Below are 22,632 nucleotides of genomic sequence, written 5' to 3' on the forward strand. Positions count from 1 at the left end.
CGTTAGGCATGGCGGCTCTCCACAAGAACGAGGTCATCCTCTGGCTCTTCAGGCTCAAGATCGAAAGCCTCTGGAGACTCGTCGCCAACTCCCGACGTCTCGTCGCTGCGGACTGCCCTCTTACCCATTGCTCCTTCCACCAGTTCAAGCAGCGCTTCCGTGCGGGCGTCAAAGAAGGCCTCGAAGTCTGCAGCGCGTAGGTGCTTGGGATCGATCGCGTGGGACTGCAGAACCGCGTCGAGCTGAGCCGAAGTGATCTGGGCCGCTTTCTCGATCTTCGGCAGATAGGTGGCCGGGGACTGGCCACCAATCCGGATGTTCGTTTGGCGTGAGAGAGCGGTCTTGTTGACGATGCTCTCGCGGTCTACCGGGTCGATGCGGTTCCTGTCACACCAAGCCTTCGGGAAGATGTGGTGGATGTCGACCTTGTAGTTGTAGAACGAAGCCATGTTGAGCGCCTCGCTCTTCATCCAGTCTCGTCCGCCTTGGCGCATTAGCAGGGCATAGATGCCCTTGTACGCCGCACTGTTGCGCGTCCTCAGCGTGTAGAGCCGCTCCTCGTGGAAGGCCGCCTCGGCGACGGTGATTGGCTCCTTACCCCCTGCCAACCAGGCGAGTACCTGCTCCAAATCACGGGCGAACCTTGTTTCGGTAGTGCCGCCGTAAAGCTCACCGAGGACCCCGCACCAGAACCACTGCCGCAGCTTGGCATCGTTGCCGAGTAGTGAGGCATCATCGCCGGCTGCGGCGCGGACGGCAGCAAGCGGCACGAGCTGGGTGCGGTAGGGGATATCCCGCGCGTCGAAGATGTGCTCTTGCGCCAGGAAGGCGGCAGCCCACTCGAGCGCCTCGGTCACCCGAGGCGCCCAGGCAAGAAACTCTGAGAGCCTAAGCCGCAGGATGTCCCTACGCTTGCAACTGACACCCGGTGCCTGACGCGGGTCGCCCGTGTGAATGCGCTTCCGCTCGTAGGTGGCGAGCAGCGTGACGGCCTGCAGGAAGTCGGTATTCTCCAAGTTGCGCAGCACTCGGTAGGACGACAGGCGGTGCTGTACCTCAACCCAGTAGTCGTTGAGTCGGAAGTCGGCGCCGTGCTCTGCGAAGTAGTTCTGGTCGCCAGCGTAAGTAGCCGTGAGGAGCTCGAAGACGTTCAACGGGACACCGCCGGTGTTGACCTTCTCAAAGACGGTGCAGACGGCTTCCTTCGGCGTTGATCTTGTGAGTTTGATCATCGGTACAAGGTAGGTTGAAAGATTTTGCAGCACTACCGTCTGGAATTGCTGCCAACGAGCGCGGCGAACTGGATCAGTGCCGATGTATTGCAGCAGCCAGTCCACCTTCCCGTGTTCGTCGAAGGCCAGCCGCAGCGGGAACATCCCCGCCTCGCACTCCTGCTCCATCGTGCTGAAGTCGGCCACGATCTTGCGTCCAAAGTCGTCCCGAATCTGCTTGTCCTCCGGCACGCCGATGATGGCGTCTTCGCGGTCTCCTTCATCGCCGAGAGCCTGCTCGATGTTGATGTAGTACCAACGCTTGAGCCGCTTCCCCCGAGGGTCCGTCGTGTCGACTGGCTTACCGGACATGAGGGATTGGAAGAGTGAGGTCAGCCGTTGCTGCCCGTCCAGGAGCAGTTGCTCCGGCTCTACCAGCCCTTGGGTCTGTACTCCCGCCAGCGGCTTAGGCTTGAAGCGCGCCCCATCGCCGCCTGTCTCCAGCGTCATCACGACTCCGATGGGGTAGCCGCGCGTGATCGTCGCAAGGAGGCTCGCGATTCGCGGGTCATCCCACTTCCAGTCACGCTGAAAGTCAGGAAGCTGAACCTTGCCGGCGCGGATGTCGCGAAGAAGGTCCGCCAGCGGCCAGTCAGGGCTCTCAAAGGGCATGTCGCTTCTCCTCATCATCTGCAGCCATGGCGTAGATCATGACCACTCTTCGCGGGCGTCCTCGGCAGTTGGTGCGCTGTCTTCGTAGGGCGCCGGTGGGCCGCCGTGGGTCCACGGCGTCTCCTCCCGAGACGGGAAGGCGCCCGGCGGCATAAAGGAGTCGCTGAGCGTGGTGTAGCAGAGCCGCTTCCCCACCTCCGGCACGGTGCCGGGGGCCGGGGTGAGCGAGCGACCCATCCCGCCGGTCAGCTCCAACACGACCGCGGTTGTCCCGTCGTCGCGCTGAGCCACCGACATCACCCGCGCCTTCTGCCCATTGGGTTGTTCGGGTGAGGACAGCGTCGTGCCTGGCGTGACCAGCACCGGGTCGGTGGTGGTCAGCGCGATCCACGGCCGCAACGCGCGCCGCTTCCCGCTGTCGTCGATCCGCGTCGGTTGGGCGATGGTCACCTCACCCACGAACGCCTCACCGGTGAGCCGGTAGTCGGCCATCACCATCGGGTCGTCGTGCGCGCGCTGCACGTCGTACGAGGTCAGCGCTCGCTCCATGCGGTGCAGCTTCCTGGCCGCGACAACCGCTCCGTCGCGGCGAGGCTGCGGGAAACCGCCCTCGTCAAGGTACTCAGTGAAGTTGGTGAAGGCGTCCCGGTCTTCCGCCCAACGGCTGGGAACGTGCGCTCCGGCGGGCAGCTCCCGCAGCAGCGAGATTGCCTGCCACATCTGCCGCCAGGTCGGCTCAAGCTGCGAACGCAGGATGTCCTCCAGCTCGTCGCGACGCCGGGCCACCTGCGAATCGGCGGCCACCGCCCGGTCGTACGCGGCCATGGCCGGAGCCAGCACCTCGTTGTCGAAAGTCGGGTCGGTCGCCGGACCGGCCGGCGGCCAGTTCACAGGATCCTCGGCCGCAGAGGCCGCTTCGGCGCCGGTCATGCCCGGCGGAGGCGTGATCCAGGCCAGGAGCGCGGCCAGCTGAGCGTCCTCAAGTGGGCTCTGACCGGTGGCCCAGTGCATCGAGAGCGCCTGCGTCATAGCCAGCAGCGTCGAGGAGCCCGGGTGCTCCGCACGCTCGAAGAAGTACGTGAGCCACCGCCCGAGCAGCGGCACCGAGGGATCCACCGGGTAGTCGCCGTCAATGCGGCGGAACCGGGTGGACCGGCCGAAGAGCCGGGTAAAGCCCACCCCACCAGGGTTGGGCACGAGCAGCTGTGGCGCGTCGGCGTACCGGTGGCGAGTGTCCTTGCCCCTGTTCGTCGGCACAGCTTCCACATCGCTGTAGAAGCTGTGGACATAGGGAACTACGACCCCAGCCAGCTCGGCGGCGAACGCGAACCGTTGGTCGCGGTTCCGGGGCTGCGGCACGATCAGCAGCGTCGGATCGTTCCGGTCATCGCCCACCATCGCGGCAAGCGGCGCGTTGGCCTCGCCCGCCATGGTGAGCGGGATGAAAACCAGAGGTCGATCGGCGACGTGCAGGTGGCGCACGGTGGTGGTTCGCTGGGCGATGCCCTCGATCACGGCCTCGGCCCGTGCCAGGCTGGTCAGGGTGCTCATCCGGCCATCCCGCTCATCAACTCAGCCCGCAACCGCGCGGCGGCACGGAGCAGCTCGGCGGCCTCCTCCTGGTCCTCCGACGGCACGAGCTGGTTGCGGGCGATAGCCAACGCCGTCTCCACTCGCTCGATGCCGCCGATCTCCTCCCGAGCGGACTTACCCAGCGCAGCCGTGCAGCCGCGAGCCTCATGCCGACAGAAGTACGCGAGCTCGCAGCTGGCCAGACACTCCGGCGAGTACCGGGCCTCGACGGCTTCGAGCGCAGCGACCAGCGAAGCCGGCGAACGGGTGGGCACCCCGTTGCCGTCGGGCGCGAAGTCGAAGCTGAGCGTGGCCGGAAGGTCAGCCAGCAGCGCATCAATCCGGGTCATCCGGGACAGCTGCCGACGCAGCACGGCGAGCTGCTTGCGGACGTCGATCCGGACCGCCATCGGCTGGTTCGAGAAGTTTCGCGGGCAGACCAGCACGACATCGTGCGACACGATCTCCGGGTCGAACCCCGCCTCGCCGAGCAGCTCACGCATGGCCAACACGTAGACGGCAGCCTGAATCGCGGCGCTGGCCACCTTGCCCGAGTCGGCCTGCCCGTCGATGACCGCGAACGACTTGATCTCCACGACGTGGAACTGCCCATCGTGCTGGAACGCGATCAGGTCCGGTTCCAGGTAGGCCTGCTGGCCGGCAACCGCCAGCCGTAGCAGCGGGTGGTCAAAGAGCGTGCCAGCTCCGTCGGCCTGGGCCGCAGCTCGCGTGAGCAGGGCGCGTGACCGGGCGTACCGGACGTCCTGGCTCTCACGGCCGGCGACCGACTCCAAGTCGTCGTAGGAGACCTCGGGAATCTCCAGGTCGAGCCGTTCTCGCAGCAACTGCAGCAATTGGGCGCAACCGTTAGCCTTGACCTGCGCCTCGAAGGCGTTGCCGCGCGTGATCGCGAACTGTGACTGACCGAACCGGGCCGGGTAGTCGATGTAGGCGGCCAGGCGCTGCTTGTCGACACTGGCGCAGTCAAGCACCGCTCTGCGGGCGCAGCCCGGGTTAGTGGTCAGGGCGGCGATGGTTCGAGCGTTGTGGCGACTCGCGGCACCACCACCTCGGATCGTCGCCAATCGCTGGCCGACGTTGGTCATGCCGTCCCCCTGAGTAGGTGCAGCTTGCTGCCGAAAAGCTGCTCGGCCTCGTCCATCTGCCGGCGGGCACGCTCTGCCGCAGCCGTTCGCTGCAACTGGTCGGCGGCCGCGTGCACCTCGAGCTCGGCCTGAGCCGCCTCCGTGACCGTGACCGCGTCTACCGCTCCATGCGGTTTGGCCGCCCCCGGAATCGTGGTCGCAAATCTCCAGAGGAGCCTACCGACGCTCGGATCTTGCTCAGACATCCTGGTCGCCCGTTCCGCCACTCTGATTGCAGCTGTCAGGAAGTCGACACGCGGGCTTAGTGGCCCGATGATGCGCCGATCGAGTGGCCAGGTAGATACGGCGAGCAGGCCGCGGGCCGGCGCCAGGTGCTCAGCGGTCAGCGCCGAGCAGAGGTAGTACGGCCGGGAATGCCGCGCCGTGCGGAAGGACCGCTCTTCGTCGCGGCGCAGGTGGGTGAGCTTGCCCGCCGCGATCCCAGTAGCTCCGGCACAATAGAAGGCGGCGTGCACTTCGGCGATCAGTTTGGGTGCGGCCGGCACGGACAGCAGGGTGAGCGCATGGTGCACCTGCTCGCGCACCGGGACCAGCGGCGCGTCAGACTTGGCAGCTGAGGCGTGATCCTCTGCTGAGTCGGCCAGATCCGCGAGCGCCTTCTCCCACTCACTTTCGGCGGCTCGTAGCTCAGCCCGCATCGCTCGCGTTCGGGCGGCGTCACGCGCGATCACGGCCCGACGAACCGCTGTTCGCAGGTCTTCAATCCGACGCTCGAGGCTTTCTATGGACTCGCCCATGAGGAGCATGGTACAAGTTCCAGTGTATTCCAGCAATCACCCGTCGAGGAGGTTGTTGGTGTGGGCAACAGTACTTACCGTCGGCCCTTGAAGGGAGACCCGTATGGCCCCGGACCAGTCGCTACTTGACCAGGTTTTCGACCGGTTGGCCGAGGACAACGTCCCCGACAACCTCGTAGATCTTGTGCTCGCCGCCTACGTCGGGGATGAGCAGCTTGCCGCCGTTCTGGGTGGAGATGCCGTCGAACTGCCGGCCCGGGACCCGTCGACGAGACCGCGTCCACAGCCGCTCTACCTCGAGTCGATCTCCGTCGCAGGCTTCCGAGGAGTTGGTCCACAGCAGAGCCTCCGGCTGCAGCCGCACGCGGGGCTCAGCCTCGTCGTGGGTCGAAATGGCTCGGGCAAGTCGAGCTATGCGGAGGCCGCCGAGCTGGCCCTGACCGGCGACAGCGCGCGCTGGGCCGACCGTAACAGCGTCTTCAAGGACGGCTGGCGAAACCTGCATTGCGGGTCGCCCTGCGAGATCGAGGTGGTGCTGCGCGCCGATGGAGCCGCGAAACCCATCCGGGTACGCCGATCGTGGCGCGATGACCACACGCAGGCACACCAGGGCGTCAGCAACATCCTGGCCGATGACGGCAACCGCTATGAGAAGACGGCTGAGCTGGGTTGGCAGCAACCGCTCGAGGTCTACCGGCCGTTCCTCACCGCGAGCGACCTCGCCCGGCTCGTCACGTCCACGCCCAGCGGGCTCTTCGACGCGCTGGCCCCGATTCTCGGCATGGACCCGATCCTCGACGCCGACAAGCGGCTGATGCGGATTCGCAAAGATCTCAGTGATCAGATCGCCGTCGTCAGGTCGGCGCGCGATGCGCTCCGTGCCGCGCTCACCGGTGTCGACGACCCGCGGGCCCAGACAGCGCTCGCGCTCCTCGCGAAGCGGGCTCCCGACCTCGATGCACTCGACCAGCTGCTCGCCGACGTCGGCAGCGACCTCAGCGACCCGGTCGCGGTCGCGGCCCGCCGCCTGGTCGCCGTAGCGCTTCCGGACGTGGCCTACGCCGACGAGGTGTCGAATGAGCTGCTGGCTGCGGCAGCACAGGTGGCCGACCTCAGCGCCACCCGGGCCGGCACGGCCGACCAGGCGGCCCAGCTGCTCCGCATGGCAGTCACCTTCCACGACGAGCACGGTGGCGGCCCTTGCCCCGTCTGTGGCTTGGGGACCCTGGACGCCGACTGGCGCACTCACGCCGGCGACACTCTCGAGAAGCTTCAGCGCGACGCCGTCGCCGTGGAGGCGGGACACCGACGGCTTCAGGACGCACGGGCCCGGGTCGCGAGGCTGCTCGACCTCGACCGACGGATCAGTACCGACGATTTGGAGGTGTTGGCCGGCGCCCTCGACCAGGCTGACGTGGTGAAGCGGTTCCGCTCACGGGCGGATGAGCTCCACCCTGCTACCGGCCAGCTTTCAGACGACCAGCTCGCCGGAGACCTTCAGGCGACCTATCCGCCGCTGCTCGAGGCGTTCGTGGAGTTGCAGGAGGCGGCGAGCGCGTGGCTCCGACACCGCCACGACACCTGGCGTGAGCACGCCGTGGCTCTGGAGGACTGGCTGGTCCGGGCGCGGGTTGCCGCCGAGAACGAGGCGAAGCTCAAGCGCGTCAACGCCGCCCGGGACTGGTTGAAGAGCGCGATCAGCGCGCTGCGCGACCAGCGGTTCCAACCGTTTGCTCAGCGGTCCCAGGAGATCTGGGATGAGCTACGTCAGGAGAGCAACGTCGAATTGAGCGGGATGCGCCTCGACGGCACCAACACCCGCCGAAAGATTTCCTTCCCCGCCAAGGTTGACGGCACCGCCACCTCCGCCATGGCGGTCATGAGCCAGGGCGAGCTCCAGGCTCTCGGTCTGTCGGTGTTCCTGCCTCGTGCCTGCGCCGACGACAGCCCGTTCCGGTTTGTCATCATCGATGACCCGGTCCAGAGCATGGACCCGTCGAAGGTCGACGGCCTGGCGCAGGTGCTGGCCAGCCTGGCGGAGACCCGGCAGGTCGTGGTCTTCACCCACGACAACCGACTGCCCGAGGCGGTACGCCGGCTGCGCATCGAGGCCACCATCTGGGCGGTCACCCGGCGGGACGAATCGGTGGTGGAAATCCGGAAGAACAGCGACCCGGTCGAGCGGTACCTCAATGACGCCACCGCGATCCTCAAGGCTGAGGAACTGGCCGACAACGCCCGCTACCCCCTGGTCTCCGGCTTCTGCCGCTCAGCTCTTGAGGCGGCCTGCCATGAGCGGATCCGGCGGGAGCGGATCGCGCGCGGTGAACGCCACGGCGACGTTGAGGAACTCATCGAGAAGGCACTGACGCTCAACCAGGTGACGGCACTGGCGCTCTTCGGCGATCTGCACCGCGGTAAGGACGTGCTCGGCCGAATCAACCGCTTCGGTGGGTGGGCCGGTGATGCGTTCCAGGCCTGCAAACAGGGTGTGCACGGACCGGGCACGTTCGACCTCGACGTGCTGGTTCGAGACGCGCGCCGACTCTCGGAGCACCTGCGATGACCGCCGGCCCGATCGTGGCCGCCCCGCAGGGTTGCCTGGACGCCGCGGACCAACTGCTCACCAGCGTCGTGCGGGGCACGCGCGGCGCCTGGCCACGAGCGTGCGCCTGGCTCCTTCGGCTCGCGCTCGAGGCCGCTATGGACGACTACTGGCGGCGCTGCCACCCCGAAGTGTTACCGATGCGCGCCCGATCGCCGCAGTTCCTGATCCTCGACCGCTACGCTGGCCGGTCCCTCGCCGCCCGCGCTGGATACGCCTGGTCGGCGCTGTCCCGCGCTGGCCACCACCACTGCTACGAGCTTGGTCTAACTGCGGGAGAACTGCGCCGACTGCGGGAGATGGTCGCAACGGTCATCAGTGACCTCGCTGTGGCGCGAGTTGGGCGCGAACGGGGATCCGATGACCACGACTGACCTGGGTAGATGCGGTGCACCAAGGCGCGTGCGGGCTGCTGGGTTGGACCGATTGAGGGTTTGGGCAACCCGGGCCGCTGGAGGGAGGCCAACTGGTCGGCAAGCTGGACGCCGGTCGATCGAGGTTAGAACGCCTCCGGCGGGGGCGCTCCGGCTCCTGGATGGCCGGAGGCCGCCTGCGGCCGCCGGCTCTGTGGGTGGTGGGGGTGGGCCATCCTGTCTGCCATCGACCCGGGCAAGCCGAGCAGACCGCCGCCCGACCCACCAGCGTCCGTACGAGCGTTCCAGGTTCGCTTGACCTGGCGGGCCGGGCGACGGTCCGCTCCCCGGCGGGCGGGTCGACGGCAGACAGGATGGCAGGACGGCTTTCGTTCTGTCCATGGCGGTGGGCTGAGCTTTGCCGGCTCCAAAGGACGCCATCAGCAGCTGGTATCAGCCTTCAACTCCGTTCTGCCGCAGTTCGGCAGGTCAGACAACACCAGCGCCACGCAGATCCGGTGAGCCCGGCTCCTGCACGGAGACTGCGACTTGTCGTTCCCCCAATCGGGTGACGGCATGAACGATCATGGCATTACTGGTTCGGCCGATCAGGCACAGCAATGATTGTGGCCTGCTGCTTGCCTTGTGCTTGCCACCGCTCACTTGCATAGTCGCTCTACGGCTGCGGCCGCGTTCTAAAGGGGAAGAACGTGTCACACGCATTTGTGTTCCTCCGCGACCGGGAACTCAGCGCCGCCGGTGCTGCGCGCGGTATCGTCCGTCTTCGAACTGGGCAGATTGAACCACGAGGTCAAGGAGTCGTTCCGATGAACGGCAGGGTCTGCGGCGACACCGGAGCGTTCGATGGCCGCCGCCTCTGCTCGCCAGCTGGTGGAAACTCGGCAGTCGGTGGAAAGCAGGGAGTGCCTTGGTGACGCCCACCTCTTCGACCGATGATGTGACGTTCGGCTATTTCCCCGACCACGAGCGGGTCGACGTCGCGCTTGGCCGGGGTCAGTTCGGGCGAGCGCTCGTCATGGACACACCCGTGCGGTCGCTTGCCGACCACGTGAACGAGTGCCGGGTGCTGTGGCAGCCGGAGGTGGAACTTCCCGAGGGCATCTACTGGTTCCAAGGGGTTGACGATGGCTCAATTATCCTGCAGGTCGCAGTCGGTGCCCCGCCAGGCGGCGGCATGGTGGAGTCGCCCTATGGCCTTGAGCCCGAGCATCCTCTACTCGCTGCGTGGGCCTGGGCCGAGGAGTTGTGGCACAAGGCCGCGACGGTCCCCGCGCCGATCTTTACGGTCAATGACGCTGCTCTGACTCACCCCGGCGGTGCGGACGTGGTGGTGCGGGACCGTAGGTTCCTCCGAGAGCACTGGACCTACACCGTGATGGTTGAGGGCCGCCAGCAGGACGTAGTGGAGCCTCGGCTGCGCCCGCGTCCGCAGATGGAAGCCCCACCCACGTGGGTGACCCGCGAGCCAACGCCGGCGAGTAGGTTCGGTGCCACGCTCACTCGCGCGAAACTGCTGGGAAAATTTGCCAACACGCTCTTCTCGTTTCGCGCCACGCGAACGACGTTCCGGCCATACCAGTTCAAGCCGGTGCTCAAGCTTTTGCAGACCGGCAAAGCGAGGTTGCTTATCGCCGACGAGGTGGGCCTCGGCAAGACCATCGAAGCTGGCCTCATCTGGACCGAGCTTGAGGCTCGTGGAGAGGCCGACCGCGTCTTGGTCGTGTGCCCGTCGAGCCTGCTCGGCAAGTGGAAAGAGGAGATGGAGGACCGCTTCGATTTCGAGCTCACGGAGCTCGACAGCGCGAGCCTCAAAGCCTTTCTCGAACGCCACCAGCAGAACCGGCTACCGTCTCGCCAGGCCTACATCTGCAGTCTCGAACGCCTGCGTAGCTGGGGCGGGCTGGAGGATTTGCAATCCGTGCCGCCCGAGTTCGACCTGGTGATCGTCGACGAAGCGCACTCCATGCGAAACCAGGACACCAAGAGCTATGCGCTCGGCACGGAGCTAGCGGATTGGGCTGCGAACCTGGTTTTCCTCACCGCGACGCCGATCAATCTTCACGAGCAGGACCTGCTCAACCTACTAGAACTTCTCGCGCCCGAGGACTACGGGAGCAGCCTGGACCTGCAGCTACGGTTGGAGCCAAACCGGATCATCAACGCGGTCACGGCCAGGCTCGGCGAGAAGGGAGCCCGGGGTCGGCAGCTGATCCGGCAGCTTAATGAGCTCAGGACCACGTCGCTCGGCGCTCCGCTCATGCGCCGACCCGACTTCGGGCTTCTGCGGGAAGTACTGAGCAAGGACGAGCTGACGCCTCGCGACATCGTCGACGCCAAACGCTACCTGGCAGGTCTGAACACCCTCTCCACGGTCATCACCCGCACTAAAAAGGTCGAGGTCGACGACCGGAAAGCCAAGCGCACCGAGGATCGGCAGAAAATCGAGTGGACCGATGCGGAGTCAGGTTTCTACTCGGAGTACGTCCAGTGGTGCGTAAACCGTGCAGCGGCGATGGACAGCAACCTCTATTTTGCGATGCAGATGCCGCTGCGCCTGGCGAGCGCATGCCTGCCGATGGCGCGTCAGGCGGTGCTCAACCCGGCAGCCTTCGGGGACATCACCGACGCTGACTCGGATGCCGCAGCCTACCGGCTCGAGCCGCACGCCGACCTCATTGCGGCCGCGCAGCGTCTCCCCGAGGGCGTCGACACCAAGTTCGACGCCCTACGGAAGGTGCTGCACGGGCTGCACCAGCAGCAGCGCCGGGCGCTGCTCTTCACGCACTCCCGGCCCGCCCTGGCCTACCTTGCCGACCGTCTCGGCGCCGAGTTCAAAGTCGCAGTCATGCACGGCGGTGTCAGCCGCGAAGCGCGCCGCCAAATCATGGGCGACTTCCGTTCTGGTGCCTATGATTTCGTGCTCGCTAATCGTGTAGCGAGCGAAGGTCTGGACTTCGAGTTCTGTTCGGCGGTCATCAACTATGACCTGCCGTGGAACCCCATGGAAATCGAGCAGCGTATCGGCCGAATCGACCGGATCGGGCAGAAGGAGGAGACGATCCTCGTAGTCAACTTTGTCAACGAGGAGACCATCGACGAGCGAATCCTTGCCCGCCTGCTGGATCGCATCGAGATCTTCGAATCGTCCATCGGCGCGCTGGAGCCCATCATCTCTGCGCAGGCGCCGAGAGCGCTGCAGGCAGGTTTCGACTTCACGCTCACCGAGGCGCAGCGGGAGCAGAAGCTCCATGAGGCGTTGACAGCCATTGAGGAGCAGCGCGCCGGCCTGCGGGACGTCTCCGACGCATCGAGTGCGCTGCTGGTGAGCAACGACGTCGACGTCGCAGGGCTTGAGGATGACCTGGTGCGGACCGGCCGCTACATCGGGCAGCGCGAACTCGCTCTGCTACTCGATGACTGGGTGCGCACCGATGCGGCGAACGGCGTGAGGATCTCGACCGACGGCCTGACCTTGGAGCTACGTGGAAACGCCGCCATGGCGGCCCGCGTTGACGATCTCGCCAAGTCCTCCCAGCGTTCCCGTACCGAGACACGTTCGATCTCTTCGCAGCTACGTAACGAGCTGCCGCTCACGCTCGTCCTCGACCAGGAACACGCCCGCACTACCGGCGGCACCCTGCTCACCGCCACGAGCCCGCTCACTATGGCTGCTGCGGCCATCCCCGGGCACCGTCAGGCGCGTTTCGCATCGTTGCGGATCTCTGGAGATCCAACTGAGGTTTCACCCGGGACATACGTCGTCGTCCTCGCGACGGCGGCAACGGCGTCCCGACGTGGCGACGAAATCTGGGGCGCTGCCGTCACCGACACCGGGCGCAATGCCGGCGAAGGACCCGCGGATGCATTGCTGGCGGCGCTTGCGGAGGGCAGGCTTGTCGATGCGCCGCTGCCGACCATCAACCGGCTTCCCAGGCTCGCCGAGCGTGCCATGGATCGTCTGCACCTACGGCACTTGGAGGAGCAGTCCCGGCGCGACCTCGAGTTCGAGGCGCTGCAGGAGGCTCGGATCGCCACTATCACCGCGCAGCACCAGCGCAAGCTAGCGACGATCCGCAAGCGAATCGAGACAGCCCTATCTCGCGGCCGCGCGCGCCGCGCCGTCGCGGGGTTCCGAGGCCAAGAACGCCGCGCGGAGGAGAAGTTCACCGCATTGATCCAGGACATCCGCGCAGCCGGCCAGCCTGAAATCAGGCTCGAGCCGCTCGCCGCATGTGTTGTTCAGATTCTCGACCAGACGGAGACGGAATGACGCTGGGAAGGAAACAGCTCGACATTGAGGACGAACGGACCGCTCAGAAGCGCTATCGCCGCGCGGTCCAGGACAGGGCGAGCAGGCCCATCATGCATCAGGGATCGCGCAACAATTTTTGGACTGGTAGTGGCTTGCCGCAAAGCCCCGCCATGCCGTTCGGAGCTCTCGTCGGTCGCGTGGCCCTGAGAAAGCCTGACGAGGAACTTCTCGAGGGGCACGGCGACTTCTACATCGGCGAAGCCTACGTCAACCTCGACGGCGTGTACGTTTTCAGCTGGGCGGCTCCCGTGGCCTGCACGTTCTTCCGCGGGTCCCGGCACCATGAATTCTGCGAAGAGGTCGCTGTCATCCGCGCCTTCGAACACCGGGGCGAGGAGATCGTCGACTTCGACGACGAGCGGGTGTGCGAGGACGTACCAGAGCAGCCTTTCCGCAAGCGCACACTCACCGTCCCTGCCGCACCGAGCCGCACGCTCCGCCCGCCCACGCCGCCCCGCGAAGCACCACGAACAACGACACCGGCGGTAGTTCAGCAGGCAAGCCCGCCGCAGAACCTGTTCGTTGCTGACACCGCTGCTGTCCCCACGGCACAACCCGTGGGCAAAGCTGTTCCGACCATCCGGCCCGACGCCCCGTCTCCTAGTCTGCCCGCTCAGACCGGGCGCCCAACCCCAATGCCTATTCGTGCGCAGGCTCTGCTGCGCGCGCGGCTCGCCGCTCCTCGCACGAGGAGCCTTGCCCCGGTGCTCGCCACGCTTCAGCCCGACCAGTACGACCTGGTTACCGCGCCAGCAATGGGAAGCATGATCGTCGAGGGGCAACCTGGTACCGGTAAAACGATCATCGCCTCTCACCGGGCCGCCTACCTGATTAACGACGACACCCCAGAGGAGAACACCCTCGATGGTGACGTCTTGATCGTTGGACCGACCAGCGGCTACTCACGGCACGTGCAGGCGGCGATCGACCGGCTCACCGGAGGATCACCACGGGTCCGGGTCCTCTCACTACCCCAGCTGATGCTTCGCATCCTCGGCGAGCGGGGCGAACCCCGGGGAAGCATCTCCCGGTCCTGGCAGGACGTCGATCAACAACTGGCCATGTTCGTGCGCGCTACGGTCACGCGGCTCAAGGCCGGAGGAACACGACCGACATGCGACGACGTTTATGATCATCTGCGCCGCAATGGCAGCATTGATCAGCCAGTGGCGGAGGATCCGGAGTGGGCCGCGTACCTGCGCAGGCTCCCACCAGCCCGGGACGCGCTGACCATGCGAGCGCACACCCCAATGCTCGCGACCATCCAATGGGAGGTCGCCAAACCACCCGACCTCGTAGGCATCGAGCACATCATCGTCGATGAGGCGCAAGACGTGACCCCGCTGGAATGGGCCCTACTCGCGTCGATGAACGAAGCTCATGCGTGGACCATCGTCGGTGACCTCAACCAGCGGCGTTCCGACCACACGTTGGCGTCCTGGCGACAGATCCTCGACCTGCTCACCATCCCGTACGGCGATCCCCCGATTCACCGGCTCGACCGCGGATACAGGTCCACCCGGCCGATTCTCCAGTACGCTAATCGGCTCCTTCCCGCTGCGGAGCGTGCGGTCCTGGCCTTTCAAGAGCAGGGGCCAGAGCCGACCGTCGAGAAGTGCAAGCCCTCGGATCTAACTGCCTCAGTAGTCCGCCACCTCACCCGCCTGCAGGCCGTCTATCCCGAGGGCACCTTGGCCGTCATCACCGCCGATCCGAAAGCTGTGGAAACCACGCTGCGGTTGGCGGGTTGGGCGCGATCGGTCAGCGACCGCTTCACCTGGCAGTACTCGGATCGCGAAGTGATCGTGGCCCACCCGGATACCGCCCGTGGCTTGGAGTTCGACGCCGTCGTCGTTGTTGAGCCTGCCGATTTTCCGCAGAATCTCGGCCGGCAGGGGCCGCTCTATACCGCACTCACCCGGCCGAACCGCGAGTTGGTCGTCGTTCATGCCAAGCCGCTGTCCGAGCGGCTACGGAAGAGATAGCAACCCTGCACCGCACACCCAGCCGCCGCAGTCACACGCTTCCAGCACACGCCGTTGGTAGCACACGCGGATCCCGGCAGCGTTGGGGCAGCGCACGTCGGCCAGGTCGGCGAGTTGGCGGCGGTGACGTGGTAGCGGTTACGGCGCCTCGGGCGGGGGCGCTCCGGCTCCGGCAGGGGAGGGCGGTTTAGGCCTGTTCTGAAAGGCCGCACGCGTGTTGGACAGGGCCAAACCTGCACCGACGGCCGGGGTCGGTCAGTCGGGAACATGGCGCGCATCGCTCTCTCATCGGAGTCCGTACTGCGCTGCCAACGCGGGTCTTTCCGACAGCAACGTCGCCAGCTTGCTCTCCGCCCAGAGATCGATGAACGGAAGCTTGCCGGCGTCATTGTGCTTTTCCGTCCAAGCCACGGCGTCTGGTGTGAAGTGCCCAGTCGTCGCGACTATGAGACCTCGAACCACTGGAGGCGCCCACAAGGCGATCCTGGTCACGGTGCTGCTGATCTCCTCAGGCGGTACCGACTTCGACAGCCAGTGCTTGGCTTGGACCATCACCCGCTCGGTCCGAACGCTGCCTGAGCCATCGGTGATCACGCGCTCGGTCGAGATGTCGCGCCCGCGGTCTGCGGCGTTTTCCTTCATGAGCAGCTGAACATTCTGGTAGCCAGGTAGAAGCCGCAAAAGGTCGTGTAGCAGCCGTTCGAAGTCGCCTGACTTCAGCGCCTCCCAATCGAACGGCGTGACCCGACCGGTACGCCCGACGTTGACCTTGATGTCGAGCAGCTTGGTGGTCATCTCCTCCGGCGGGTACTTGAAGGCGATCGCCCACCGGGGCGCCCTGCTGGTGGAGCCGAGCCGACCCTGGAGGGCGACTGGGTCGACCTTAACCACCACCCCGTCCATCTCGTACTCGACGTCGTGCCGGCGTTCGGTGTAGTAATCGATGTAGTCGCGAATGCCGGCTAGGTCCGGCACCACCCGCCACCGGTCGCTGGTTGGCAGCCCCCAGGCGCGCAGCGTCGCGTACGACTCGGACTGGGTTACCGGTTCGAAGCCTCGCCGCGCGCCGATGCCGTGCACCACCATCCGCAGCGGGCGCGACGCGGTGATCCGGGGGTCCTTCTGCCGTAGGCTGCCAGCCGCCGCGTGGCGCGGACTGGCGAATGGCCGATTGCCCCGCTCGACCAGGGACGCGTTGAGGTCGGCGAAATCCGCGACCGGGAGGTAGATCTCGCCCCGTACCTCCAGCAACTCCGGCACTCCGGCGCGGTCGGCCAGCCGATCCGGCACCGCCCGGATGGTCCGCACGTTGGGCGTGACGTCCTCCCCGGTGCGGCCGTCTCCCCGGGTCGCGGCTCGGACCAGCCGGCCGCTCTCGTAGGTGAGGTTGATCGCCAGTCCGTCGACCTTCGGCTCGCACAGGCAGCTGACCGCGCCATCGGAGTTCCGCGCGACCCGCTCGGCCCACCCGGCCAGTTCCGCGAGGTCGAAGGCGTTGTCGAGCGACATCATCCCCTCGATGTGCGTGACTGGCGCGAACAGGGTGGAGAAGGTGCCGCGGACCCGTTGGGTGGGCGATCTCGGGGTGCGTAGCGACGGGAAGCTCTTCTCCAGCGACTGTAACTCGCGCAGCATCCGGTCGAAGTGCGCGTCCGGAATGGCCGGCGTGTCCAGCACGTAGTAGCGGTACTCGTGGTCGGTGATCTCGGCGGCGAGCTCGGCGTGCCGATCCCATTCGGCCACGCCCGGGTCCGCACCGGCCGCCGCCTCCTGACCGGCGGTAACCTGCTGCGGAATCGTTTCCTCTGACACCAGTTGACCTCCGTGCTCGCCCTACCTCCGCACCGTAGCGGGCTCGGCCGACATCTGGTGGCCGGGAAGCCGTACCCGCGCCGGGCGCGCTGGGCATCGGATTCCTAGGCGGGCTGGGCCGACGTGCTGGGCGAGGACGGGAAGCAGTTGCTGGACGCCAAGACGATTGGGGACTTCCGACTGCGCTGACCATGACGGACGAGAGAGTTGCCCCCGGACACGCTCGGCGAACGCCTCGCCTCGGGGGCGGGTGGACGACCGGCGACTGGGCCTGTGCTTGCCGAGAATCGGGGGCGCTGGCGAAGGATGTCCAGCGCCCCCAGGCGCGGCGTGATATCTCACAGCCGTCTCACGGACGGTCCGGGAAGACCCGGGAGAGGGTGACACAGCATGGCTTCTCACCTGACCGTTGACCTGCGGTTGCGGCACGATCTGACACTGTCCGGCAGGTGTCGGTAGATCGGCTAGTTCTCTGGGGGTCAAGGGGTCGTCGGTTCGAATCCGGCCGTCCCGACAGACAAAAAGCCCTGACCAGCGGAAACGCTGGTCAGGGCTTTAAGTTTGTCTATGGGGTTTTGAACCGCCCCCCGAAAACCCCCCATTTACCGGGGTCGGTAACCAGGTTCGTCAATCCTGCGCATCGTTTGGCAATGGGGGTGTGGGACGTGGCCCGCAGTCGGTGCCGAGTCGCTCGAGGATGTCCGAGACGTCCGGGGCTTGGGCGGGCTTGGCGATGTAGTACGTGGCGGTGACCTCCTCGCTGGAGTGTCCAAGCTGCGCTGCGGCGCTTTTCGTGTCGGTCTCTTCCTTGATGAGGGTGGCTACGGTCTTGCGGAAGGTGTGGGGAGTGACCCAGGCGAGGTCGGTGTCGGTGCGAGCCTCGCGCCACTGACGGCGGACGTTGTTGGGCGACAGCCAGGTGCCGCGTCGGGAGGCGAAGATTGCGTCGTGGGGGTTGTCGGGGGCGACGAGCTTGCGGGCCATGATCATGCCGACGGCGAACCGGGGCAGGACGACAATGCGCCAGCCGGCGTCGCTCTTGGTCCAGGGTTGGCGGAAGAAGCCCTGGCCTTTGACGAAGACGAGCGTGCCGCAGATGGTCAGGGTGGGGCGTTCGGCGGCGAGGTCGAGGTCCTCCCATCGCAGGGCAAGGATCTCGCCGATGCGGGCGCCGGTGGCGAGCATCAGGTCGACGATGTCCGCGAGGTCGCCGCTGTGCCGTGGTCCAGGCTTTCCGGGGATTGGTCGCTGCCAGTCGCGGATCGCCGTCCGGACGGCCTGGAGGTTCTCGTCGGTGAGGGCGACGACCGTGCGGCGGGGTTTGCGGAGCCGGCCGGTGTCGCGTACGGGGTTGGTGGGGATCGCGCCGTGGCGAACGGCCAGGGCGAACATCTGGCTCAAGACGACTTTGGCGCCCTTGGCCGCCGAGGGATGGTCCTTGGCGATGTCGCGCAGGAACCGATCCAGGCGCCCGACGCTGGCTTCTCTGATTCGGAGGTTCCCCAGGGCGGGCAGGATCGCGTTGCGCGTGCTGGTTTCGTATCGCTGGATGGTCTGTGGTGCGATCCGTTCCTCGGTGGTGATCTCTTCGATCCAGAGGTCGGCGAGTGTGCTGAGGCGGGTCTCGCGGGTGATCTCGTCGTCGTTGGGAGTGGTGCGGTCCCGTAGCTTGACCTTCAGCGCTCGTTCCGCGGCCGGGTCGGTGGTGCCGGTGGCCTCGATGTCGCGGGTCTTGCCGTCGTAGTCGCGGAACCGTGCTCGTGCGCGGAACCGATTGGGTCCGAGTTTCTGGGTGCGGATCTTGCCCCAGGTGCCGAGGGGTAGTTCAGGTCGGGCCATGGGGTCAGCGCTCCGCGTCGGTGTGGTCGTCGAGCCAGCGTTCGACTTCGCTGCGCCGGTAGCGCAGGGTGTTGCCGACGCGGATGGCGCGTGGTCCCTTGCCTCGGCTGTGCCAGGCGTAGAGGGTGTTCTTCGGCTTGCCTAGCCAGGCGGCGACGTCATCGATGGTCAGGAGAGGGTCGGGTCGCCACTCGGCGGGAGTCGGGGCGGTCATCACTGACCCGCCGTGACGGGCGAACTGGGCTGCGGGTATGGCCTGCCTGGGTCGGTGGTTGCATTGGGCCGTATGACCCCGGGGATGGGCTGTGAGTTGGGCGGGCACGGATCGGGTGTCCTTTCAACGTCCCGGCCCGCGTGGGACCGGGTGTCGGTGGCGCTGCCGTTGGGTTTGCTGTTCGCCGGGCGCGCCGGGTGTGCACGTCGATCCATCCGGGACGGGGTGAAGGCATCAAGCCGATCAGCGTGCGCATGGGCGCTGGCTGATCGGCTCTGGGTGAAGTCGTGCCGGGGTGACTGCGGGGCGCGGAGGACCACGACGTCTTCATGCTGGACGAGCCATTGCGGGTCGCCGGTGGCGATGGCGTCACGGGTGTTCTTCTGCTGGAAGAACGAGGCCCGGGGGATGATCACGCTGTCGCGGACGCCGCAGATGAGGGCGATGCATTCCTCGACGAGTTCGAGGCCGGCGTTGATGCCGGCGGCGACGACCATCCCGGGGATGTCGATGAGTTCGCCGTGGCGGCGGTAGGGGCGGGCGGTGACGACGACGTGCCCGCCGGGACGCAGCAGTGTCCGGCATCCGGCGAGGATCGCGGTGAACCCGTCAGCCAGCTCGCCGTGACTGCGGTAGGCGAGGTTGTCCGCGCCGCCATACCTGTGGTTGATCTTGCGGACCTTGCCTCGTCTCGGGCCGGGCGTGCGAACGTGGCCGTGGGTGGACGACCCGTACGGCGGTGAGGTGATCACCAAGGAGACTTGCCCGTGCAGGCTGGCCGGCAGCAGTGCCGGTAGCGCGGTTGAGTCCCCGTGGTAGATCTCGCCCCGGCCCGATGCCCCGGTCTGGAGGGTGTGGCGGATGTTGTCCGCCGCCCTGGCGACCCATTCCGCTTCGTACTCGACCCCGACGCCGTGACGGCCGAGGCGCATGGCCTCGATGACGGTGGTACCGATGCCGGCCATGGGATCGAACACCACGTCACCGGGGTTGGTGTAGGTGCGGATGGCGTACCGGGGGATGGTCGGCAGCATCTTGCCGGGGTGCGTCAACGACTCCGGGGTATACCGGCCGCGCCGCAGGTCCCGCGATGCGGTTTGACCGGTGAGCCAGACCGAGCCGAGGTAGCCCTCGGCGAGCAGGGCTGCCAGGTCGGACGCGCCGGGGTACGGCGGTTCGGAGTCGTGGGGGCCGGCGGTGTGGAACGGCGGACGGGGCTCAGGCACGGGCGTTCTCCTCACCGGTGGCGGTGGTGGCGAATACGAGCAGGTCTCGGAAGGTCGGCAGGTGGCGGCCGGCGAGCAGACGTCGGCCGTCGTCGGCCTCGTCGGGGTGTTCCGGGGCGGTGCGCGGCTCGTGCTCGGGCAGCGGGACGAGGACGGCGGGGATGTGCTGGTGGTAGAAGAACCCGGCGGCGCGGGCGGCGGCGATGACCGTGGCGCGGTGGCTTACCTCGCCCGGCTGAGGCTGCGAGGCGTTAAGCCCCACGAGCAGGGAACCGCCGGGGCGCAGCAGAGGCCGCCAGGTGCTCATTGCTGTGGCGATGCCGTCTCGGGCGAGGCCCTGTGCGCCCTGCGGCAGGGCCGCCAGGATCAGGTCGACACGTGGGCCGGGACGTCGCATGGCGCGCCGCGTCCAGTGTTCGGGAGCGGGCGGCATGAGCCGCACATACAGGCCGTGGCGACCGGTGACCAGCCGGGCCGGTACCCGGTCCAGGTAGGCGGTCGCAGCGGTGGCGGCGGGGTGCGCGTCGAGGTCGAGCACCACGTCACCGACGTGGGTATAGCGGCGGATGAGGTAGGCGAGATAGTTCGGGGATAGCCCGTGCCAGTCCGGCACTCCCGGACGGGCCGTGCGCGGGACGCGGGTTCGGGGAAGAAGCAGCCCGACCGGTGCCGGCTGAGGCCGGTCACCGGGGGCGGTGGAGCTGGGATTCGGCATGGGCGTGTGGGCCACGTCCGCCGACAAGCGCTGACACTAGGGGATTACAAATCCGAGCCTCGGATTGGAAGCCGCGCTTGCTGCCGATCCGGGGTGCGTCGCTCGACGCCACCCGGTCGAACAAGATCCTCAACGGGTTGAATACGCAGGTCAGAGCCGTCGAGACACCGGCTGTCGACGACATCCGTCGGCGTACGGGCCAACGTGCCCAACGGGGTACGCCCGAACATGCACAGGTCCATAACGACGCTCAACGATTGATCTCGGAGATCCTCCATCCTGCCGTCAATCTGGCCATCAACTTCAGCGACGCTCGGCTGTCCGAGCCGAGCCAAGATTGTGATAATTGAGGGTGACTCTTTGGCGCCTGAGCCGCAGCGCGCATCGCGGCATGAGCGCAAGACTCGCCAACTTCGAGGGAGGCCGGTTTCGTCGGCATGGTCGACAGCGGCTGATCGCCGACTGACACTGGGCGGATGGGAGCAGAGACCGCCGGGCAACGTGAGTCGCAACCCGCGGCGGTGCCGGGCTGGACATACGGCCGAGCGGGGGGCCTCATCTTCACCGAGGGGTCGGGTATCCCTGATCCGCCGCTGTCCAGGGCGTTGCGGAGCACTGCGGGCGACTCGCTGTTCGGCGTCGTCGTTGGCCTGGTGATCTGCCTGGCGGCGGTGGGCTTCGGGTGGGCGGAGCACGCAGGCACAGCCGCCCTGGCCGCTGCCGGGACCCCTCGGGTCCGCCGGGGATACCGCCTACGAGTGACGGTCTTCTTCCTGGTGACGGCTGCGGCGTGCCTGGTAGTCGGCGTCGTTGTCGAAGACGGGCTGCGGGCGCCGTGGGACTTGTTCTTGCCGCTGGCCGTCGCCCTGTCCGTCGGCAGCCTCGCGGGGACGGCTGCCGCCTACCTGCCGTGGCGGGGTCGTCAACTACGAGGATAGGAGCGGCAGCCTCGAACCCCGAGCCCGGACATCCGCCGTCGTCACGGCGGCGCACGAACCGCGGCAGATCCGCGCACGTGTTTGGGCGCTTACCGGATGGTAGGGGTATTACCCCTCACGTCCAGGAGGGATTGCGGCTTGGATGCCATGGCCCGAACAGCGACTCGTACTCCCCGGTTTCGTCAGTGAACACAAAATCCGGGGTGGTGCCGACCACCACGTCGCGCAAGCGGGTCACCAGTACCGGGACAGTCTCCAGGTCCAGTGACAGGGCCGTGGCGAGTTGGCTTCGCCGAGCCGTAATCCCTGGCCGGTCTGTGAGCTCGTCGCGCTGCAGGTGCTCAGCAGCCAGATTCATGGTGACCACATCACCGTCGCCGGAGAACTTCAGGCAGTCCCACCAGGAGGGCAGCCCCACCATGAACTGCAGAGCTTCGGCAAGGCTCCGGCCGATAAGGCCAGCTTGACCCTCGGAGCTGGCATACAGTACCGGCCGGATTGAGCGAGGCTCTCCGCAGAGGAAGAACCTTCCGCCAGTGAAGTCCCCGGCCACGACCTTCAGCGCCGCCCCGGACGACACCCGAACATGCTCGCAGTAATCCCCGCGCGTCAAGTCAAACTCGCAAACTTCTCGCAGCAGGTCGGCGAGAATTCGATCTTGGAGTACCAGCTCCAGGATCTCGTTCTCGCTCTTCACGCGTCGGACGATAACAGTCAGCCTGGACGCCTCCGGGTTTGTCCTCAGCGGCATCCGCTCATCGGCAGAAGCGGATACGCCATACCGCCGGTGCTGGCTCGCTGGTGACGGAACGTCACGATGGCCGGCCGCACGTTCCTGTGGAGCTCGCTGAATCCGCTGACCGGCTCGCGGGCGGCTGAAGGCTCGGGCGTGCCTCCGCCGTCTGCAGGACGCTGTGCACGTTTAGCGGCTCTGTCGCTGATCTTGTGACGGCGGCTGGTGGACTACCAACATCTGGGCCGTGCTCACGGGACTTCAGAAGACACTTTTGCCGCATCTGTCCAACGTGGTTATCGACTTTCGCGCACAAGGCTCACCTTCGGCCGCTGGCTGCCCTCTCTCGGTCGCGGACTCGACTGGACCACACGAACACCTGTGACAGTGCAGAGGTGTTCGTGTGGTCCGTTACTCGTTCGGAGTGTTACCTGACTTCTTCGCCTAGTACGACAGCCGCCATTCGTGATCATGGTTGGAATTCGAGGTTGAGGCGGCGGGCGTAGTGGGCTCGTCTGGCT

Annotated in this window: 16 protein-coding genes and 1 pseudogene; 6 read left to right on the top strand and 11 right to left on the bottom strand. The window is 66.6% G+C overall.

The features are described from left to right. Nucleotides 1–2: 2 nt before the first annotated feature. From ACLQ29_RS34350 to ACLQ29_RS34365, 4 genes are read right to left on the bottom strand one after another with little or no spacing between them, the layout of a single operon-like run. Nucleotides 3–1,883 (bottom strand): GmrSD restriction endonuclease domain-containing protein, encoded by a 1,881-nt coding sequence (locus ACLQ29_RS34350; RefSeq protein WP_425775531.1) that lies wholly within the window; start codon nucleotides 1,881–1,883, stop codon nucleotides 3–5. A 36-nt stretch (nucleotides 1,884–1,919) separates the two neighbouring features. Further along, nucleotides 1,920–3,434 (bottom strand): hypothetical protein, encoded by a 1,515-nt coding sequence (locus ACLQ29_RS34355; RefSeq protein ID WP_425775532.1) that lies wholly within the window; start codon nucleotides 3,432–3,434, stop codon nucleotides 1,920–1,922. Then, nucleotides 3,431–4,561: a hypothetical protein gene (locus tag ACLQ29_RS34360; RefSeq protein WP_425775533.1), complete on the bottom strand. Its 1,131-nt coding sequence runs from the start codon at nucleotides 4,559–4,561 to the stop codon at nucleotides 3,431–3,433. Before ACLQ29_RS34360 ends, ACLQ29_RS34355 begins: the two co-directional genes overlap by 4 nt. Continuing rightward, nucleotides 4,558–5,358 (bottom strand): hypothetical protein, encoded by an 801-nt coding sequence (locus tag ACLQ29_RS34365; RefSeq protein WP_425775534.1) that lies wholly within the window; start codon nucleotides 5,356–5,358, stop codon nucleotides 4,558–4,560. Before ACLQ29_RS34365 ends, ACLQ29_RS34360 begins: the two co-directional genes overlap by 4 nt. 103 nt (nucleotides 5,359–5,461) lie before the next feature. Here ACLQ29_RS34365 and ACLQ29_RS34370 point away from each other — a divergent pair, with 103 nt between their 5' ends. The 4 genes from ACLQ29_RS34370 (at nucleotide 5,462) to ACLQ29_RS34385 (ending at nucleotide 14,634) form a co-directional block, all read left to right on the top strand. After that, the gene (locus ACLQ29_RS34370) at nucleotides 5,462–7,924 is read left to right on the top strand and encodes an AAA family ATPase (protein WP_425775535.1); all 2,463 of its coding nucleotides are present in this window, start codon (nucleotides 5,462–5,464) and stop codon (nucleotides 7,922–7,924) included. Beyond that, nucleotides 7,921–8,337, top strand: a complete 417-nt coding sequence (locus ACLQ29_RS34375) for a hypothetical protein (RefSeq protein WP_425775536.1) — start codon at nucleotides 7,921–7,923, stop codon at nucleotides 8,335–8,337. Before ACLQ29_RS34370 ends, ACLQ29_RS34375 begins: the two co-directional genes overlap by 4 nt. Nucleotides 8,338–9,247: 910 nt before the next feature. Further along, nucleotides 9,248–12,607 carry a helicase-related protein gene (locus tag ACLQ29_RS34380; RefSeq protein WP_425775537.1) on the top strand — a complete coding sequence of 1,120 codons (3,360 nt, stop codon included), beginning with the start codon at nucleotides 9,248–9,250 and terminating at the stop codon, nucleotides 12,605–12,607. Next, a complete protein-coding gene (locus ACLQ29_RS34385; RefSeq protein ID WP_425775538.1) occupies nucleotides 12,604–14,634 on the top strand; it encodes an AAA family ATPase in 2,031 nt (676 codons plus the stop codon). Before ACLQ29_RS34380 ends, ACLQ29_RS34385 begins: the two co-directional genes overlap by 4 nt. A 285-nt stretch (nucleotides 14,635–14,919) precedes the next feature. Here ACLQ29_RS34385 and ACLQ29_RS34390 read toward each other — a convergent pair whose 3' ends face one another. From ACLQ29_RS34390 to ACLQ29_RS34415, 6 genes and pseudogenes are all read right to left on the bottom strand, one after another. Further along, nucleotides 14,920–15,354, bottom strand: a complete 435-nt coding sequence (locus tag ACLQ29_RS34390) for a restriction endonuclease (protein WP_425775545.1) — start codon at nucleotides 15,352–15,354, stop codon at nucleotides 14,920–14,922. A 12-nt stretch (nucleotides 15,355–15,366) separates the two neighbouring features. Further along, nucleotides 15,367–16,446 (bottom strand): annotated as a pseudogene (ligA, locus tag ACLQ29_RS34395) (NAD-dependent DNA ligase LigA); the annotation flags it as partial. A gap of 627 nt (nucleotides 16,447–17,073) precedes the next feature. Then, on the bottom strand, nucleotides 17,074–18,285 hold the full coding sequence (locus ACLQ29_RS34400) for a tyrosine-type recombinase/integrase (protein WP_425775539.1): 1,212 nt from the start codon (nucleotides 18,283–18,285) through the stop codon (nucleotides 17,074–17,076). Between the two features lie 4 nt (nucleotides 18,286–18,289). Continuing rightward, nucleotides 18,290–18,499, bottom strand: a complete 210-nt coding sequence (locus ACLQ29_RS34405; protein ID WP_425775540.1) for a helix-turn-helix transcriptional regulator — start codon at nucleotides 18,497–18,499, stop codon at nucleotides 18,290–18,292. After that, entirely contained in the window at nucleotides 18,499–19,725 is a 1,227-nt protein-coding gene (locus ACLQ29_RS34410; RefSeq protein WP_425775541.1) for a TRM11 family SAM-dependent methyltransferase, read from the bottom strand. The genes ACLQ29_RS34405 and ACLQ29_RS34410 overlap by 1 nt, the downstream gene beginning before the upstream one ends. Continuing rightward, nucleotides 19,718–20,440 carry a hypothetical protein gene (locus tag ACLQ29_RS34415; RefSeq protein ID WP_425775546.1) on the bottom strand — a complete coding sequence of 241 codons (723 nt, stop codon included), beginning with the start codon at nucleotides 20,438–20,440 and terminating at the stop codon, nucleotides 19,718–19,720. Before ACLQ29_RS34415 ends, ACLQ29_RS34410 begins: the two co-directional genes overlap by 8 nt. A 77-nt stretch (nucleotides 20,441–20,517) precedes the next feature. On the opposite strand from ACLQ29_RS34415, the gene ACLQ29_RS34420 reads away from it, so the two are divergent. Together ACLQ29_RS34420 and ACLQ29_RS34425 are read left to right on the top strand one after the other, a co-directional pair. After that, nucleotides 20,518–20,790, top strand: coding sequence for a hypothetical protein (locus ACLQ29_RS34420; RefSeq protein ID WP_425775542.1), 273 nt, complete (start codon nucleotides 20,518–20,520; stop codon nucleotides 20,788–20,790). Between the two features lie 126 nt (nucleotides 20,791–20,916). Then, on the top strand, nucleotides 20,917–21,378 hold the full coding sequence (locus ACLQ29_RS34425) for a hypothetical protein (protein WP_425775543.1): 462 nt from the start codon (nucleotides 20,917–20,919) through the stop codon (nucleotides 21,376–21,378). Nucleotides 21,379–21,493: 115 nt separating this feature from the next. Here ACLQ29_RS34425 and ACLQ29_RS34430 read toward each other — a convergent pair whose 3' ends face one another. After that, nucleotides 21,494–22,075 (bottom strand): hypothetical protein, encoded by a 582-nt coding sequence (locus tag ACLQ29_RS34430; protein ID WP_425775544.1) that lies wholly within the window; start codon nucleotides 22,073–22,075, stop codon nucleotides 21,494–21,496. Nucleotides 22,076–22,632: the final 557 nt, after the last annotated feature.

The organism is Micromonospora sp. DT228, from assembly GCF_049841595.1.
Taxonomy (GTDB): Bacteria; Actinomycetota; Actinomycetes; order Mycobacteriales; family Micromonosporaceae; genus Micromonospora.